A 13,309-nucleotide genomic window follows, 5' to 3' on the forward strand; every position below is an offset into this window, starting at 1 on the left:
ATGGACCTGTGTGGTTTTCCACAACCCGTTTTACTGAACGGTAACTTAGACTCCGGCCATGGATGAGACCCCATCTGCGAGCCGGTTGCCCGAGCGGGACCGCCCGTGGGTGATGCGCACGTACGCCGGCCACTCCTCGGCCGCCGCCACCAACGCGCTCTTCCGCCGCAACCTCGCCAAGGGGCAGACCGGCCTGTCGGTCGCCTTCGACCTGCCCACCCAGACGGGGTACGACCCGGACCACGAACTCGCCGCCGGTGAGGTCGGCCGGGTCGGCGTGCCGGTGGCCCACCTCGGGGACATGCGGGCGCTCTTCGACGGCATCCCGCTCGCCGAGATGAACACCTCGATGACCATCAACGCCCCGGCGATGTGGCTGCTGGCCCTCTACGGCACCGTCGGCCTCGAACAGGACGCGGAGCTGGCCCGCTGCGCCGGCACCACCCAGAACGACATCATCAAGGAGTACCTGTCCCGGGGGACGTACATCTTCCCGCCGGCGGCCTCCCTGCGGCTCACCGCCGACGTGGTGGCGTACACGCTGCGGGAAATGCCCCGGTGGAACCCGGTCAACATCTGCTCGTACCACCTCCAGGAAGCCGGCGCCACGCCCGTACAGGAGGTTGGTTTCGCCCTGGCCACCGCCGTCGCCGTCCTCGACGCGGTCCGCGACTCCGGCCAGGTGCCCGCCGAGCGGATGGGTGACGTGGTGCAGCGCGTCTCGTTCTTCGTCAACGCCGGGGTGCGCTTCGTCGAGGAGATCGCCAAGATGCGCGTGTTTGGCGTGCTCTGGGACGAGATCACCCGGGACCGGTACGGGGTGACCGAGGCCCGGCAGCGACGGTTCCGCTACGGGGTGCAGGTCAACTCGCTCGGCCTCACCGAGGCGCAGCCGGAGAACAACATCCAGCGCATCGTGCTGGAGATGCTCGGCGTGACGATGTCCCGCGACGCCCGCGCCCGCGCCGTGCAACTGCCCGCCTGGAACGAGGCGCTCGGCCTGCCCCGCCCCTGGGACCAGCAGTGGTCGCTGCGGATGCAGCAGGTCCTGGCGTACGAGTCGGACCTGCTCGAATATCCCGACCTCTTCGCCGGGTCGCACGTGATGACCGCACTCGTCGACGAGATCGTCACCGGAGCGCGCGTCGAGCTGGACAAGGTGCTGGAGCTGGGCGGCGTGGTCGCCGCCGTGGAGACCGGCTACCTCAAGAGCGCGCTGGTCGCCTCGCTGGCCGAACGCCGCCGCCGGATGGAGTCCGGCGCCGACGTCGTGGTCGGCGTCAACCGGTACGCCGAGACCGAGCCCTCTCCGCTGACCGCGGCCGGCGCCGAGGCCGTCGAACAGGTCGACCCCGCGGTCGAGGCGGCCGCCGTCGCCTCCGTACGCGAATGGCGTGCCGGTCGGGACGACGACGCCGTGGACGCGGCGCTGGCCCGGCTCCGCGCGGACGCCGCGACCACCGCCAACCTCATGCCGGCCACCCTGGAATGCGTGCGCGTCGGGGTGACCACCGGGGAGTGGGCCGGCGCGCTCCGCCAGGTCTTCGGCGAGTACCGGGCACCCACCGGCCTGGCCGGCGCCACCGGCAGGGGCGGCGACCCGGGCCTCGCGGCGGTGCGGGAGCGCGTCACCGCCACCGCCCGCGAGCTGGGCAGCGGCCGGCTGCGGCTGCTGGTCGGCAAGCCCGGCCTGGACGGGCACTCCAACGGCGCGGAGCAGATCGCGGTACGCGCCCGCGACGCCGGCTTCGAGGTCGTCTACCAGGGCATCCGGCTGACCGCCGGGCAGATCGTGGCCGCCGCCGTCGAGGAGGACGTCGACCTGGTCGGGCTCTCCGTGCTGTCCGGCTCGCACCTGGCCGCCGTACCCGCCGTCCTCGACGGGCTGCGTGCCGCCGGCCGGGCGGACCTGCCGGTGGTGGTGGGCGGCATCATCCCCGCCGGCGACGCCGACACCCTGCGGGCCGCCGGGGTGGCCCGGGTCTTCACCCCGAAGGACTTCGCCCTCACCGGCATCATCGACGACCTCGTGACGGTCATCCGGCAGGCCAACGACCTGCCCTGAGCCCGCGTCGCGGGTCAGCGACCGGCGTACGTCATGCAGTCGGCCATGTCGTTGTCCGGACCGACCTTGATCGACGACGCGTGGCACTCCAACTGCTCGTTGTGCCGACAGTCGGAACGCTGGCAGGCGCCCACCTGGGCGGTGAGGCCGTCCACCCCGCCCCGCACGGGCGACTCGACGAAGGTGTGGCAGTGCGCGTGGTCCATGCTGCCGATGGTGATTGCGAAGGCGTGGCAGTCACCGCCCTGGTTGTACGCACACGCCGCGACCACACACTCCTGGACTCGGGGCATCTCCATCGCTGTGGTCATGCTGACCTCCTCTAGGCTTTTTGTCGCGATTCTAGGCATTTGTCGGTTGCAGAGGCCCGATATGTCCGCCTGACGATCAGCGCTGGCCCCGGCGCTCGGGCCGGATACCCGTCTCGGCGTGATCAACACGAGGTCGGCGATGTCGGGGTATCGACCCGTCCCGGACACCCCGACATCGGCGATCCCGAGTCGATCACCGCCCGGACGCACCCCGTCGACCGTGTCCATCGCGTCGACCGGGCGAGATGTCCGTTTCCGGGCGGCGTCGGGGTGTGACCGGTCGCATCCGTGAGGCGGAATCGTGGCGGGCCGGGGGTCGTTACATACCCTGACGATCGCAGGACCACGGCCAGCCGCCCCGCCCGCTCAACCGGCGGGGGAATGGCCGGCCGGGCCGGGTCGTTGCAGACCCCCGAACGACCGTGGGCTCGCCCCCGGGTCCGCTATTCGGCCCCGGCGAGGGCCCGGGAATGACCCCGGCCCGACGGTCGTTACACACCGTCCCGGCGCCACGAGCCCCCCGCTCGTAGGCCGCCGCCCCCGGCGCCACGAGCGATCAGCCCGTAGGCCGCCCGCAAACTTTCCCCGCTTGATAGTGCAGCGCCCGACGAGGTGCTCACACCTGCGTCACCGACCCCCGTGTGGTGGCGTGTGGTGTTCCTACCCCCGAAGGAGCTACCCCCATGAACACGATCTTCCGTAAGAGCATGCTGTCCGTTGCTGGTCTCGCGTTCGCCGGTGGTGTCTTCGCCGGCCCGATCGCCGCCCACGCCAACCCCGCCACCGACGCCAAGCCCGTCGCCGCCGTGCAGACGGCAGTGTCGAAGCCGCAGGGCGACCAGTCGCACATCAGCCTCAACGGCGAGCAGACCGCCAACGCCAAGGCGATCATCGCCGCCACGAAGAAGGCCGGCCTGCCCGAACGGGCCGCGGTCATCTCGATCGCCACGAGCCTGCAGGAATCGAAGCTGGAGAACCTCGGCCACCTCGGCGACATGAACGACCACGACTCGCTGGGCCTGTTCCAGCAGCGCCCCTCCAGTGGTTGGGGCACCCCGGAGCAGATCACCAACCCCGAGTACTCCACCACCGCATTCCTCAAGGGCCTCAAGCAGGTCGACGGCTGGCAGGACATGCCCCTGACCCAGGCCGCCCAGACCGTGCAGGTCTCCGCCTACCCGGACGCCTACGCCCAGTGGGAGCAGCAGGCCACCGACCTGGTCACCCAGCACTGGAACAGCTGACCCACCGCACGACCCGACCAATGGCCGGCACCCGAGAACGGGTGCCGGCCATTGTCATGCCCGCGAGATCTTGGACAGTTTCCGTCAGCTGCTGACGGAAACTGTCCAGGATCTGAAGGCGCGAGCGGGCGAGCGGAGCGGAGCCGGTGCGCCCCGCGAGGAAGGCCCCAGGTCAGACGCGGAAGCCTGCGGCGCGGGCCGCCTCGCGTTCCCGACGGCGTTCGGAGCGTCGACGGAAGAACCAGTAGATGAACACGACCAGGCCGACCAGGAAGGCGAGCACCAGCACCGGCAGGATGATCGCGACCAGGGAGACGACCACGCTTGTCGCGTCCTCGGCGGTGCTGGCGACCGGGGCGCCGAACCCGGCGGTGGTCGCGTTGATGACTGGCCGCGCGGCGGACTTGAGCAGGTGTACGCCGAAGGCGAGCAGGACGCCGGTGGCCACGGGCACCCACTGGTGGGAGGTGAAGAAACTCCCCGGGTCGCTGACGGTCACGGTCTCCGAGGACGAGCCCGCGCCGAAGGCGAGGCCGCCGGCGGTGGGCCGGACGACGGTCTGCACCACGTCGTTGATGTGGTCGACCACCGGCACCTTGTCCGCCACCATCTCGACGGCGAGCAGGACGGCCAGGATGACGATGACCCAGCCGTTGCCGAGCCACGTCCAACCGCTGGGCAGGTCGATCAGGTTGGTGTAACGACCGAGTAGACCGAGGATGAGCAGGGGTATGTAGGCGTTCAGCCCCGCTGAGGCGGCGAGGCCGGTGCCGGTGAGGACTTCGAACACGGTCTCAGCATCGCACCGACGCGCCAGTGCCGCTCGGTGGCGGTCGCCGGGTGCTCGGCTACCCTCGTCGGGTGCGGTTGGTCATTGCGAAGTGCTCGGTGGACTACGTCGGACGGCTCTCGGCTCACCTGCCGCCGGCCACCCGGCTGTTGATGGTGAAGGCGGACGGGTCGGTGTCCATCCATGCCGACGATCGTGCGTACAAGCCGCTGAACTGGATGAGCCCGCCGTGTCGGCTGGAGGAGGCCCCCGGCGTGTGGCGGGTGGTCAACAAGGCCGGCGAGGAGCTGCGGATCACCCTGGAGGAGGTCTTCCAGGACACCTCGTACGAGCTGGGTGTGGATCCCGGCCTGCGCAAGGACGGGGTCGAGGCGCACCTGCAGGAGTTGCTGGCGGCCAACCCGGGTGTGCTCGGCGAGGGGTACACGTTGGTGCGCCGCGAGTACATGACGGCGATCGGGCCGGTGGACCTGCTGTGCCGGGACGCCAACTCCGGCGCCGTCGCCGTCGAGATCAAGCGGCGTGGCGAGATCGACGGGGTGGAGCAGTTGACCCGCTATCTCGAACTGATGAACCGCGACCCGCTGCTCAGCCCGGTCACCGGCGTCTTCGCCGCCCAGGAGATCAAGCCGCAGGCCCGGGTGCTCGCCGCCGATCGGGGCATCCGATGCGTGGTCGTCAACTACGACCGGCTGCGCGGCATCGAGAAGGACGAGCTGACCCTCTTCTGACCGCTCACGCCTCGGTTCGGACGGCGATCAGCGACTTCGGCAGGCCGGCCAACCGCTCGATGAGCATTCGCGAGTCGGGGAAGTAGTGGCGCATCTGCGAGCGGTCCAGCAGTTCGGTCCAGAGCACCTGGTGAATGGCGGCTTCGTGGCTGCGGGTCGGTTTGTGCCCGAGAGGCCAGCGGCGGGCGAGCGCGGTGCGCAGCCGGATCGGCAGGAACTGCATTCCGGGCGCGATCCAGTGCGGCTCGATGGGGAAGTAGCGGTAGGGCGTCTGCACCCAGTGGCGATCGGCCAGTGACCGGGCCGCGGCGGCGAACCGCAGCCGGCGTTCGTGCCCGCCGACGTGCTCCAGCACCGAGTTGGAGAAGACCAGGTCGTAGGCGCCGTTGGCGACGTGGGGTGGCAGGTCGCAGGCGTCGGCCTGTTCGACGTGGGCCCATTCCGGCACCGCGGCGGGCGGCTGTTCCAGGTTGACCACTGTGACCCGGGCCGGTCGGACGGTGGCGCGGTGCCAGGTGCCGAGCCGGCCGCCGAGGTCGACGACATGCATGTCGCCGATCTCGGGGAACGTGCGCGCCAGCCAGTCCGAACGACGACGCCGCTGCCGTGCGCTCCACGACTGGTCACTGTCGACAAGGCGGTGGCGCAATCGATTGTGGCCCATTTAACGCAATGTACCGCCGCGAGCACGATGCATAAACATGTCGATGCGCTGATCAACGCGCAGATCGGTTATCCGACACTCACCTGCCGTACATCATCTTGATGGCCTTGATGAGGCGTGCCACGTCGGTCGGGGTGCGTTCGAAGGTCATCGACGGCAGCAGCGATCGTGCCCGGCGGCGGGTGATGGCCTTGGCGCGGCCGAATTCGCGCAGGCCGTCCTCGCCGTGGATCCGCCCGAAGCCGGAGTCGCCGACCCCACCGAACGGCAGCGTGGACATCCCGGCGAAGGTCAGGGTGGAGTTGATCGAAGCCATCCCCGAGCGCAGGCGCCGCGCGATGGACACCGCACGCTGCCGGCCGAAGACCGAACCCCCCAGGCCGTACGACAGGGCGTTGGCGCGGGCGACGGCCTCGTCGGCGTCGCGGACCCGGCTGATGGTCAGCGTCGGGCCGAAGGTCTCCTCGCGGACGGCGGCCGACTCCTCCGGGACGTCCACCAGCACGGTCGGATGCACGTACGGAGGTTGCACCGCATCCGGGCCGCCGAGCACGGCGCGACCGCCGGAGCTGACCGCGGCGTCGATGTGGCGGCGGATCACCTCGATCTGGCCGGGCATGGTGATGGGGCCGATGTCGGCGCCCTCCGGGCCCACGGTCAGCCGGCCGGCACGGGCGACGACCTTGTCGACGAAGGCGTCGAAGACCGCGTCGACGGCGTAGACCCGCTCGATGCCGATGCAGGTCTGGCCGGCGTTGGTCATGGCGCCCCAGACGCACGCCTCGGCGGCGGCGTCCAGGTTGGCGTCGCTGTCGACGATCATGGCGTCCTTGCCACCACCCTCGATCAGCACCGGAGTCAGCGTCTCGGCGCAGGCGGCCATCACCTTCCGGGCGGTCGCGGTGGAGCCGGTGAAGGCCACCTTGTCGACCCCGGAGCGGCACAGCGCCGCGCCCACGTCACCGAGGCCGTGCACGGCGGTGAACACCGGCTGCTCGGGCACCACCTCGGCGAAGGTGTCCACCAGCCACTGGCCGACGGCGGGCGTGTACTCGCTGGGCTTGAACACCACGGCGTTGCCGGCGGCCAGGGCGTACGCGGCGGAGCCGATCGGGGTGAAGACCGGATAGTTCCACGGGCCGATCACAGCGACCACGCCGTGCGGCTGGTATTCCAGGTGCCCGGAGAACTCGGCGAGGATGAGCCGCGACCGCACCCGGCGCGGACCGAGCACCCGACCGGCGTTGCGCGCCGCCCAGTCGACGTGCTCGATCGCGGTGACGATCTCGACGATGGCGTCGGGGACCGGCTTGCCGCCCTCGACGTGCACCAGGTCGGCGAGCTGCTCGATCCGCTGGGCGAGCAGCGCGCGCCAGCGCAGCAGCCGTTGCCGGCGGCCGGTGAAGCCCAGGCCGGCCCACCACTCGCCGGCGGCGCGGGCCCGGTCGACGGCCTGCCGCACGTCGGCAGCGGTGGCGACGGGCAGGCGGCCCGCCTCGGCGCCGGTGGCCGGACTGGTGGAGACCAGCTGGTCCGCCTCGATGAGAGGGGTGCCGGGGACATGCACAGCCGTCATGGCGGAAGTCTAGACCCGAACATTACTCATCGGTAGGGCACGATTTCGGGTCGGCCGGACGGGAGTTGCCTCGGCCCGCCCGCTCGTTGATCAGTGCAGGTCAGGCGCTGGGTGCCGGAGGCCGGCCGCCCGAATCGTCGAACGGCGGGTGGCCGGGAGGTGACGAGGAGCTGACCGGCTGGTCGGTATTGACGATTACCGTCTGATGGCAGGCTGACGCGCGGAGTAACGGTGTGGGGTGGAGGGCTGACTGTCCATGGAGGAACATCCGGAACTGCTGCCGCTGTTGACGGTCGCTGGTGGGCCGATGCGCGGCGCGAGCTTTCGCCTTCGGGTCGAGCCGCAGGTGATCGGTCGGGCACCGACCGGTCACGTGGTCATCAACGACCCGCACCTGAGCCGCCGGCACGCCGAGGTGTGGCTGGCCCCGGAGGGTGCCTCGCTGCGTGACCTGGGCTCGACCAACGGCACCTGGCTCAACGACCGCCGGATCACCGAGGTGGAACGCCTCTCCGACGGCGACGTGATCCGGCTCGGTCGGACCGAGCTGCGCCTGTTCGACCCGGGGGTCGCCCACACGGATCCGGTCGGGCTCAGCTTCGGCCCGGCCCGGCGGGACATCCGCCCGACGCTGCCCCTGCCGTTGGCCACCCCGCCCACCGGCCGCCGCTGACCCGCGGCGAAGGCCCCTGCCGGGGTGTGGGCGGTGGTCCGCCACACCGGGCGGTGCCGCCGGGTGGCTGTCCAGCACCTGGACCGGCGGACAACGGCGTGGCAGCATGCCGCGGATGGAGAGCGAGCAGCGGATCGTGACGGCGAACGGCACGACCCAGGCGGTACGGGTGGCCGGCCCGCCGGACGGCACTCCGGTGCTGCTGATCCACGGCAACTGCTCGTCCTCGCTGTTCTGGGAACCGTTGCTCCGGCGGCTGCCGCCGACGCTGCGGGTCGTGGCCCCTGACCTACGGGGGTACGGCGACTCCGCGACCGCTCCGGTGAACGCCACGCGGGGCCTGCGGGACTTCGCCGACGACATCGCCGCCCTGCTGGACGACCCGACGCTCTTCGCCAGCGGCAGCGGCCTGCCCGTGGTGGTCGGGCACTCCCTGGGCGGGGGAGTGGCGATGCGGTTGCTGGTCGACCATCCGCACCGGGTGGGCGCGCTGCTGCTGGCCGCGCCGGTGTCGCCGTACGGCTTCGGTGGCACGCGCGACCTGACCGGCACGCCGACCACCCCCGACTTCGCCGGTACCGGCGCCGGCACGGCCAACCCCGACTTCGTCGCGCGGCTCGCCGCGGGTGATCGCGACGCCGACGCGCCGGCCAGCCCGCGCGCGGTGCTGCGGGCCACCTACGTGGCCGATCCCGCCTCGCTGGGCGTCGACGAGGAGCTGCTGCTGGACAGCGTGCTGTCCACGGCGACCGGCGACGACAACTACCCCGGTACGGCGGTGCCCTCGGCGAACTGGCCGGGCACCGCGCCGGGGGAGCGCGGCGTGCTCAACGCGCTCGCACCGACCTGGTTCCGGATCGCCGACGAGCTGGTGGCCGTCGCACCCAAGCCGCCGGTCACCTGGGTACGCGGGGACGCCGACGTGATCGTGTCGGACACGTCGCTGTTCGACCTGGCGTACCTGGGTTCGCTGGGTGTCGTGCCCGGCTGGCCGGGCGAGGAGTCCTGCCCGCCGCAGCCGATGGTCGGCCAGACCCGTGCGGTGCTGGAGCGGTACGCGGCGGCCGGCGGCGCGTACCGCGAGGTGGTGTTGCCCGGCTGCGGGCACAGCCCGCACCTGGAACGCCCGGCGGAGTTCGTCGCGGAGCTGCTCGCGCTGACCGGCGTGCCGGCCGTCTAGCGGCCCCTCGCGCCGTGGGTGAAATATGCCACGGCGTCTCGACAACCGAGCGTCACGTGGCAGACTCGCGCGCATAACCTTAGCGGCCGTTCAGTGGCCGTGCGGAGTGTCTGGGGAGGCCGATCGTGGCGCGCGAGTTCAGCACCGTGGGTGTGGTGGGGCTGGGCACCATGGGTGCCGGCATCGTCGAGGTCTTCGCCCGCAACGGCATCGACGTGCTCGCGGTCGAGATCTCCGAGTCGGCGCTGGAGCGCGGCCGGGCCACCCTCACCGGCTCCACCGATCGCGCCGTGGCCAAGGGCAAGCTCGCCGAGGCGGACCGGGACGCGCTGCACGAGCGGGTGCGCTTCGCGGTGGGGCTGGACGCCCTGCACTCCGTGGACCTGGTGATCGAGGCGGTGCCCGAGCACCTGGACCTCAAGCAGCGCATCTTCGCGGAGCTGGACCGGGTCTGCCGGCCGGACACCATTCTCGCCACCAACACCTCGTCGTTGAGCGTCACCGAGATCTCGGTCGCCACCACCCGGCCCAACCAGGTGATCGGCATCCACTTCTTCAACCCGGCGCCGGTGATGAAGCTGGTCGAGGTGGTCCGCACCGTCGTCACGTCGCCCGAGGTGGTCGCCGACGTCGAGGCGCTGTGCGCCCGGCTGGGCAAGGTCGACGTCACCATCAACGACCGGGCCGGCTTCATCGCCAACGCGCTGCTCTTCGGCTACCTCAACCACGCGGTCGGCATGTTCGAGTCGCACTACGCGACCCGGGAGGACATCGACGCGGCGATGAAGCTCGGCTGCGGCCTGCCGATGGGCCCGCTGGCGCTGATGGACCTGATCGGCCTGGACACCGCGTACGAGATCCTGGACACGATGTACCGCCGCGGCGGGCGGGACCGCCGGCACGCCCCCGTGCCGCTGCTCAAGCAGATGGTGACGGCGGGGCTGCTCGGCCGGAAGTCCGGTCGGGGTTTCTACACCTACCAGCGGCCCGGCTCCCCGGTCGTCGTACCGGACGAGGCGACGCCGCCGGCCACGGAGGCCGCGCTCGCCGACGGCGCGCGCGCGATCGCGAAGGTCGGTGTCGTCGGATCCGGGACGATGGCCACCGGGATCATCGAGGTGTTCGCGAAGGCCGGCTACGAGGTCGTTTCGGTGACCCGGGGCGCGGAGAAGTCCGCGGCGGTCTGCGAGGCGGTGAAGACCTCGCTGAACAAGGGCGTGGTGCGCGGCAAGCTCGCCGAGTCCGACCGGGACGCCGCGCTCGGCCGGATCAGCTGGTCGGCCACGCTCGACCACCTCGCCGACGTCGACCTGGTGGTCGAGGCGGTCGTCGAGGAGTTGAGCGTGAAGAAGGCGCTCTTCGCCAGCCTCGACGAGATCTGCAAGCCGGGCGTGGTGCTGGCCACCACCACCTCGTCCCTGCCGGTGATCGACGTGGCGATGGCCACCCAGCGGCCGGCCGACGTGGTGGGCCTGCACTTCTTCAACCCGGCGCCGGTCATGCCGCTGGTCGAGGTGGTCCGGACCATCCGTACCTCCCCGGAGGCCACCGCCACCGCCCGGGCGGTCTGCGCCGCGCTGGGCAAGACCGGTGTGGTCTGCGGCGACCGGTCCGGGTTCATCGTCAACGCGCTGCTCTTCCCGTACCTGAACGACGCGGTGAAGATGCTGGAGGCCAGCTACTCCACCGCCGACGACATCGACCACGCCATGAAGCTGGGCTGCGGCTACCCGATGGGCCCGTTCGAGCTGCTCGACGTGGTGGGGCTGGACGTCTCGCTGGCCATCCAGCGGGAGCTGTATCTGGAGCTGCGCGAGCCGGGCTTCGCGCCCGCGCCGCTGCTGGAGCACCTGGTCACGGCCGGCTACCTGGGCCGCAAGACCCGCCGCGGCTTCCGCGACCACTCGCACCGCTGACCGGGTCAACGCCGGAGGGACCCGGCCGCGTCTACCGGATGTGACCTTCGAGGAGTACGTCTCCAGCCGCGGCCCAGCCCTCGTGCGGCTGGCGCGGTTGCTCACCGGTGACGAGCACCGGGCCGAGGACCTCACCCAGGAGGTGCTGTCCCGGACGTACGTGCACTGGCGCAAGATCGCCCGAGCCGACCGGCCCGACGTGTACGTGCGCCGGATGCTCGTCAACGCCAACAACTCCTGGTGGCGTCGCCGGTCGAGCCGTGAATTGTCCACCAGCGTCTCGTTCGGCAACGTCCAGGTCGACGTGGCCGGGCCGGGGCCCCAGACCTTCGACGGCACGATCCACCCGACGAGCGATGGCGCGAGTGGCGTGGTCACGTCGTGGCGTCCCGCGCCGGGTCTGTACGCCCGTGCCGTCATCCTGGGAGGGGACCGCGCCGGGCTGGAGCAGGCGGTCCGGGCGCTGCGCTGGAACGAGGCCCGGTCGTGCGCCGTGCCGCTGCGGCTCGGCAGCCTGCCCGACCGCGCACCGATCACCTCCTGCTCGGTCGACGTCAGCTCATACCCGAGACTGGTCACCTCGGACTTCACCCTTGCGCGGGCGGCGACCCACGTCATGTTCGTGAACTACCGCTACGCGAGCGGGGCCGGCACCCGTACCGAGGGGAACCGGACCATCGCTGGCCGGCCCGCGAATCTCTCCGCGGACGGGACGACACTGGATCTTTTCGGCATCCGCAAGACGGTGGTGAGCGTGAACTTCGGCTGGCAGTGGGACGGCCCGCGGCCGACCGGCGTCGAGCCGGGCGCGACGAGCGGTTTCACCGAGGCGGACGCGACGACCGTGCTGGCGGGAGCGCGGGTCGTCGAGGACCCGACGCGGCCACAGAGTTGGAAGTGATCGCAGCCGTCGGACGGACCGGCCCGGGGGCTGGTCCGTCCGACGGACCGTACGCTTGGTGACTGTGAGCCCTCGTCGCAATCGCCCTCGCCGGGACGAGAACGCCAACCTGGACGCCGACCGCGTCCGGCAGGGTGTCGCCTCGGTGCAGCAGTGGACCGACGGCGCCTGGCAGGTACGCGGCATCGGGGCGGGCGCGTCGGTCAAGACGTACCGCTGCCCCGGTTGTGACCAGGAGATCCGACCCGGGGTGGCGCACCTCGTGGCCTGGCCCGCCGACGGCCTGGGTGACCTGACCGACCGCCGGCACTGGCACAGCGGGTGCTGGCGTGCCCGGGAGCGGCGCGGCCCGGCGGTGCAGCGCGGCCGGGGCACGCCGCGCTACTGAGCGAGCGACCTGGATCACCCTGATCGTGCCTGGGCGGGCGGCGGCGGTGAGTTCGCGACAGACTTGAGCGGTGAGCACAGCGATCCGCGCGTCGTCGATCCTGCCCGGCCGCCGGGAGGACATCGAGCTGCACACCGCCGACGGTCTGCGGCTGGTCGGCGAACTGGCCCTGCCGGCCGACCGGCCCCCGGTGGCCACCCTCGTCTGCCTGCACCCGCTGCCCACCCACGGCGGAATGATGGACAGCCACGTGTTCCGCAAGGCGGCGTGGCGGCTGCCCGCGCTGGCCGACGTGGCCGTGCTGCGGTTCAACACCCGGGGCACGAGCAGTGTGCGCGGCACCAGCGAGGGGGCCTTCGACGGCGCGGTGGGTGAGCGCTACGACGTGGCCGCCGCCATCGAGTACGCGGAGTTCGCCGAACTGCCCAACATCTGGCTGGTCGGCTGGTCGTTCGGCACCGACCTGGCCCTGAAGTACGGGTGCGACCCGGCGGTGGCCGGAGCGATCCTGCTATCCCCGCCGCTGCGGTTCTCGGCCCCGGACGATCTGGCGACCTGGGCCGACTCGGGTCGGCCGCTGGTGGCGCTGGTGCCCGAGTTCGACGACTACCTGCGCCCGGCCGAGGCGCGGGAGCGGTTCGCGGCGGTGCCGCAGGCCGAGGTGGTCGGGGTGCCCGGCGCGAAGCACCTCTGGGTCGGCGACGCGGAGACCGTGCTCGACGAGATCGTCAAGCGGGTCAACCCGGCGGCCGAGGTGCCGCTGCCGACGACCTGGGACGGGCCGATGGAGACCGGCGACGTCAGCGCGTACGCCGACCGAACGGTGGCCGCCTTCGCGGACACGCCCGTCCCCGGGCCGGCCGACTGACA

12 protein-coding genes and 1 pseudogene are annotated in these 13,309 nt (G+C 71.5%); 9 read left to right on the forward strand and 4 right to left on the reverse strand.

Features of this window, described 5'->3' with window-relative positions:
- Positions 1 to 58: 58 nt before the first annotated feature.
- Positions 59 to 2,065 (forward strand): protein meaA, encoded by a 2,007-nt coding sequence (locus tag ACFYPR_RS04675; RefSeq protein ID WP_387258588.1) that lies wholly within the window; start codon positions 59 to 61, stop codon positions 2,063 to 2,065.
- 14 nt (positions 2,066 to 2,079) lie between these two features.
- Here the strand turns inward: ACFYPR_RS04675 and ACFYPR_RS04680 are convergent, their stop codons facing one another.
- Entirely contained in the window at positions 2,080 to 2,376 is a 297-nt protein-coding gene (locus ACFYPR_RS04680; protein WP_355063537.1) for a DUF1540 domain-containing protein, read from the reverse strand.
- 683 nt (positions 2,377 to 3,059) lie between these two features.
- Between ACFYPR_RS04680 and ACFYPR_RS04685 the strand changes: the two genes are divergently transcribed.
- On the forward strand, positions 3,060 to 3,620 hold the full coding sequence (locus ACFYPR_RS04685) for a hypothetical protein (protein ID WP_387258589.1): 561 nt from the start codon (positions 3,060 to 3,062) through the stop codon (positions 3,618 to 3,620).
- A 172-nt stretch (positions 3,621 to 3,792) separates the two neighbouring features.
- On the opposite strand, the gene ACFYPR_RS04690 is transcribed toward ACFYPR_RS04685, so the two are convergent.
- On the reverse strand, positions 3,793 to 4,410 hold the full coding sequence (locus tag ACFYPR_RS04690) for a DUF4126 domain-containing protein (protein WP_355066038.1): 618 nt from the start codon (positions 4,408 to 4,410) through the stop codon (positions 3,793 to 3,795).
- A gap of 71 nt (positions 4,411 to 4,481) precedes the next feature.
- On the opposite strand from ACFYPR_RS04690, the gene nucS reads away from it, so the two are divergent.
- Positions 4,482 to 5,141, forward strand: a complete 660-nt coding sequence (nucS, locus tag ACFYPR_RS04695; RefSeq protein WP_039908963.1) for an endonuclease NucS — start codon at positions 4,482 to 4,484, stop codon at positions 5,139 to 5,141.
- A gap of 4 nt (positions 5,142 to 5,145) precedes the next feature.
- Here the strand turns inward: nucS and ACFYPR_RS04700 are convergent, their stop codons facing one another.
- Entirely contained in the window at positions 5,146 to 5,805 is a 660-nt protein-coding gene (locus ACFYPR_RS04700; protein ID WP_354856936.1) for a class I SAM-dependent methyltransferase, read from the reverse strand.
- A 79-nt stretch (positions 5,806 to 5,884) separates the two neighbouring features.
- Complete coding sequence (locus tag ACFYPR_RS04705) at positions 5,885 to 7,381, reverse strand: aldehyde dehydrogenase family protein (protein WP_387258591.1); 1,497 nt, start codon at positions 7,379 to 7,381, stop codon at positions 5,885 to 5,887.
- 256 nt (positions 7,382 to 7,637) lie between these two features.
- Here ACFYPR_RS04705 and ACFYPR_RS04710 point away from each other — a divergent pair, with 256 nt between their 5' ends.
- The 6 genes and pseudogenes from ACFYPR_RS04710 to ACFYPR_RS04735 all read left to right on the forward strand — a co-directional run bounded on the left by ACFYPR_RS04710 (position 7,638) and on the right by ACFYPR_RS04735 (position 13,307).
- Complete coding sequence (locus ACFYPR_RS04710) at positions 7,638 to 8,054, forward strand: FHA domain-containing protein (protein ID WP_354856940.1); 417 nt, start codon at positions 7,638 to 7,640, stop codon at positions 8,052 to 8,054.
- Between the two features lie 106 nt (positions 8,055 to 8,160).
- Entirely contained in the window at positions 8,161 to 9,234 is a 1,074-nt protein-coding gene (locus ACFYPR_RS04715; RefSeq protein ID WP_387258593.1) for an alpha/beta fold hydrolase, read from the forward strand.
- Positions 9,235 to 9,359: 125 nt separating this feature from the next.
- A complete protein-coding gene (locus tag ACFYPR_RS04720; protein ID WP_355066044.1) occupies positions 9,360 to 11,150 on the forward strand; it encodes a 3-hydroxybutyryl-CoA dehydrogenase in 1,791 nt (596 codons plus the stop codon).
- A gap of 40 nt (positions 11,151 to 11,190) precedes the next feature.
- Positions 11,191 to 11,421 (forward strand): annotated as a pseudogene (locus tag ACFYPR_RS04725) (sigma factor); the annotation flags it as partial.
- Positions 11,422 to 12,115: 694 nt separating this feature from the next.
- Positions 12,116 to 12,439, forward strand: coding sequence for a hypothetical protein (locus ACFYPR_RS04730; RefSeq protein ID WP_231640156.1), 324 nt, complete (start codon positions 12,116 to 12,118; stop codon positions 12,437 to 12,439).
- Positions 12,440 to 12,509: 70 nt separating this feature from the next.
- Positions 12,510 to 13,307: an alpha/beta hydrolase gene (locus ACFYPR_RS04735; protein ID WP_354856948.1), complete on the forward strand. Its 798-nt coding sequence runs from the start codon at positions 12,510 to 12,512 to the stop codon at positions 13,305 to 13,307.
- Positions 13,308 to 13,309 lie beyond the last annotated feature (2 nt).

Source organism: Micromonospora sp. NPDC005254 (assembly GCF_042872525.1).
In the GTDB taxonomy this organism is placed as follows: Bacteria; Actinomycetota; Actinomycetes; order Mycobacteriales; family Micromonosporaceae; genus Micromonospora.

Excerpts from the sequence above, each read along its gene's own strand:
- ACFYPR_RS04675 (WP_387258588.1), top strand. The coding sequence starts at position 59 with ATGGATGAGACCCCATCTGCGAGCCGGTTGCCCGAGCGGGACCGCCCG.
- ACFYPR_RS04680 (WP_355063537.1), bottom strand. The coding sequence starts at position 2,376 with ATGACCACAGCGATGGAGATGCCCCGAGTCCAGGAGTGTGTGGTCGCG.
- ACFYPR_RS04685 (WP_387258589.1), top strand. The coding sequence starts at position 3,060 with ATGAACACGATCTTCCGTAAGAGCATGCTGTCCGTTGCTGGTCTCGCG.
- ACFYPR_RS04700 (WP_354856936.1), bottom strand. The coding sequence starts at position 5,805 with ATGGGCCACAATCGATTGCGCCACCGCCTTGTCGACAGTGACCAGTCG.
- ACFYPR_RS04705 (WP_387258591.1), bottom strand. The coding sequence starts at position 7,381 with ATGACGGCTGTGCATGTCCCCGGCACCCCTCTCATCGAGGCGGACCAG.
- ACFYPR_RS04710 (WP_354856940.1), top strand. The coding sequence starts at position 7,638 with ATGGAGGAACATCCGGAACTGCTGCCGCTGTTGACGGTCGCTGGTGGG.
- ACFYPR_RS04715 (WP_387258593.1), top strand. The coding sequence starts at position 8,161 with ATGCCGCGGATGGAGAGCGAGCAGCGGATCGTGACGGCGAACGGCACG.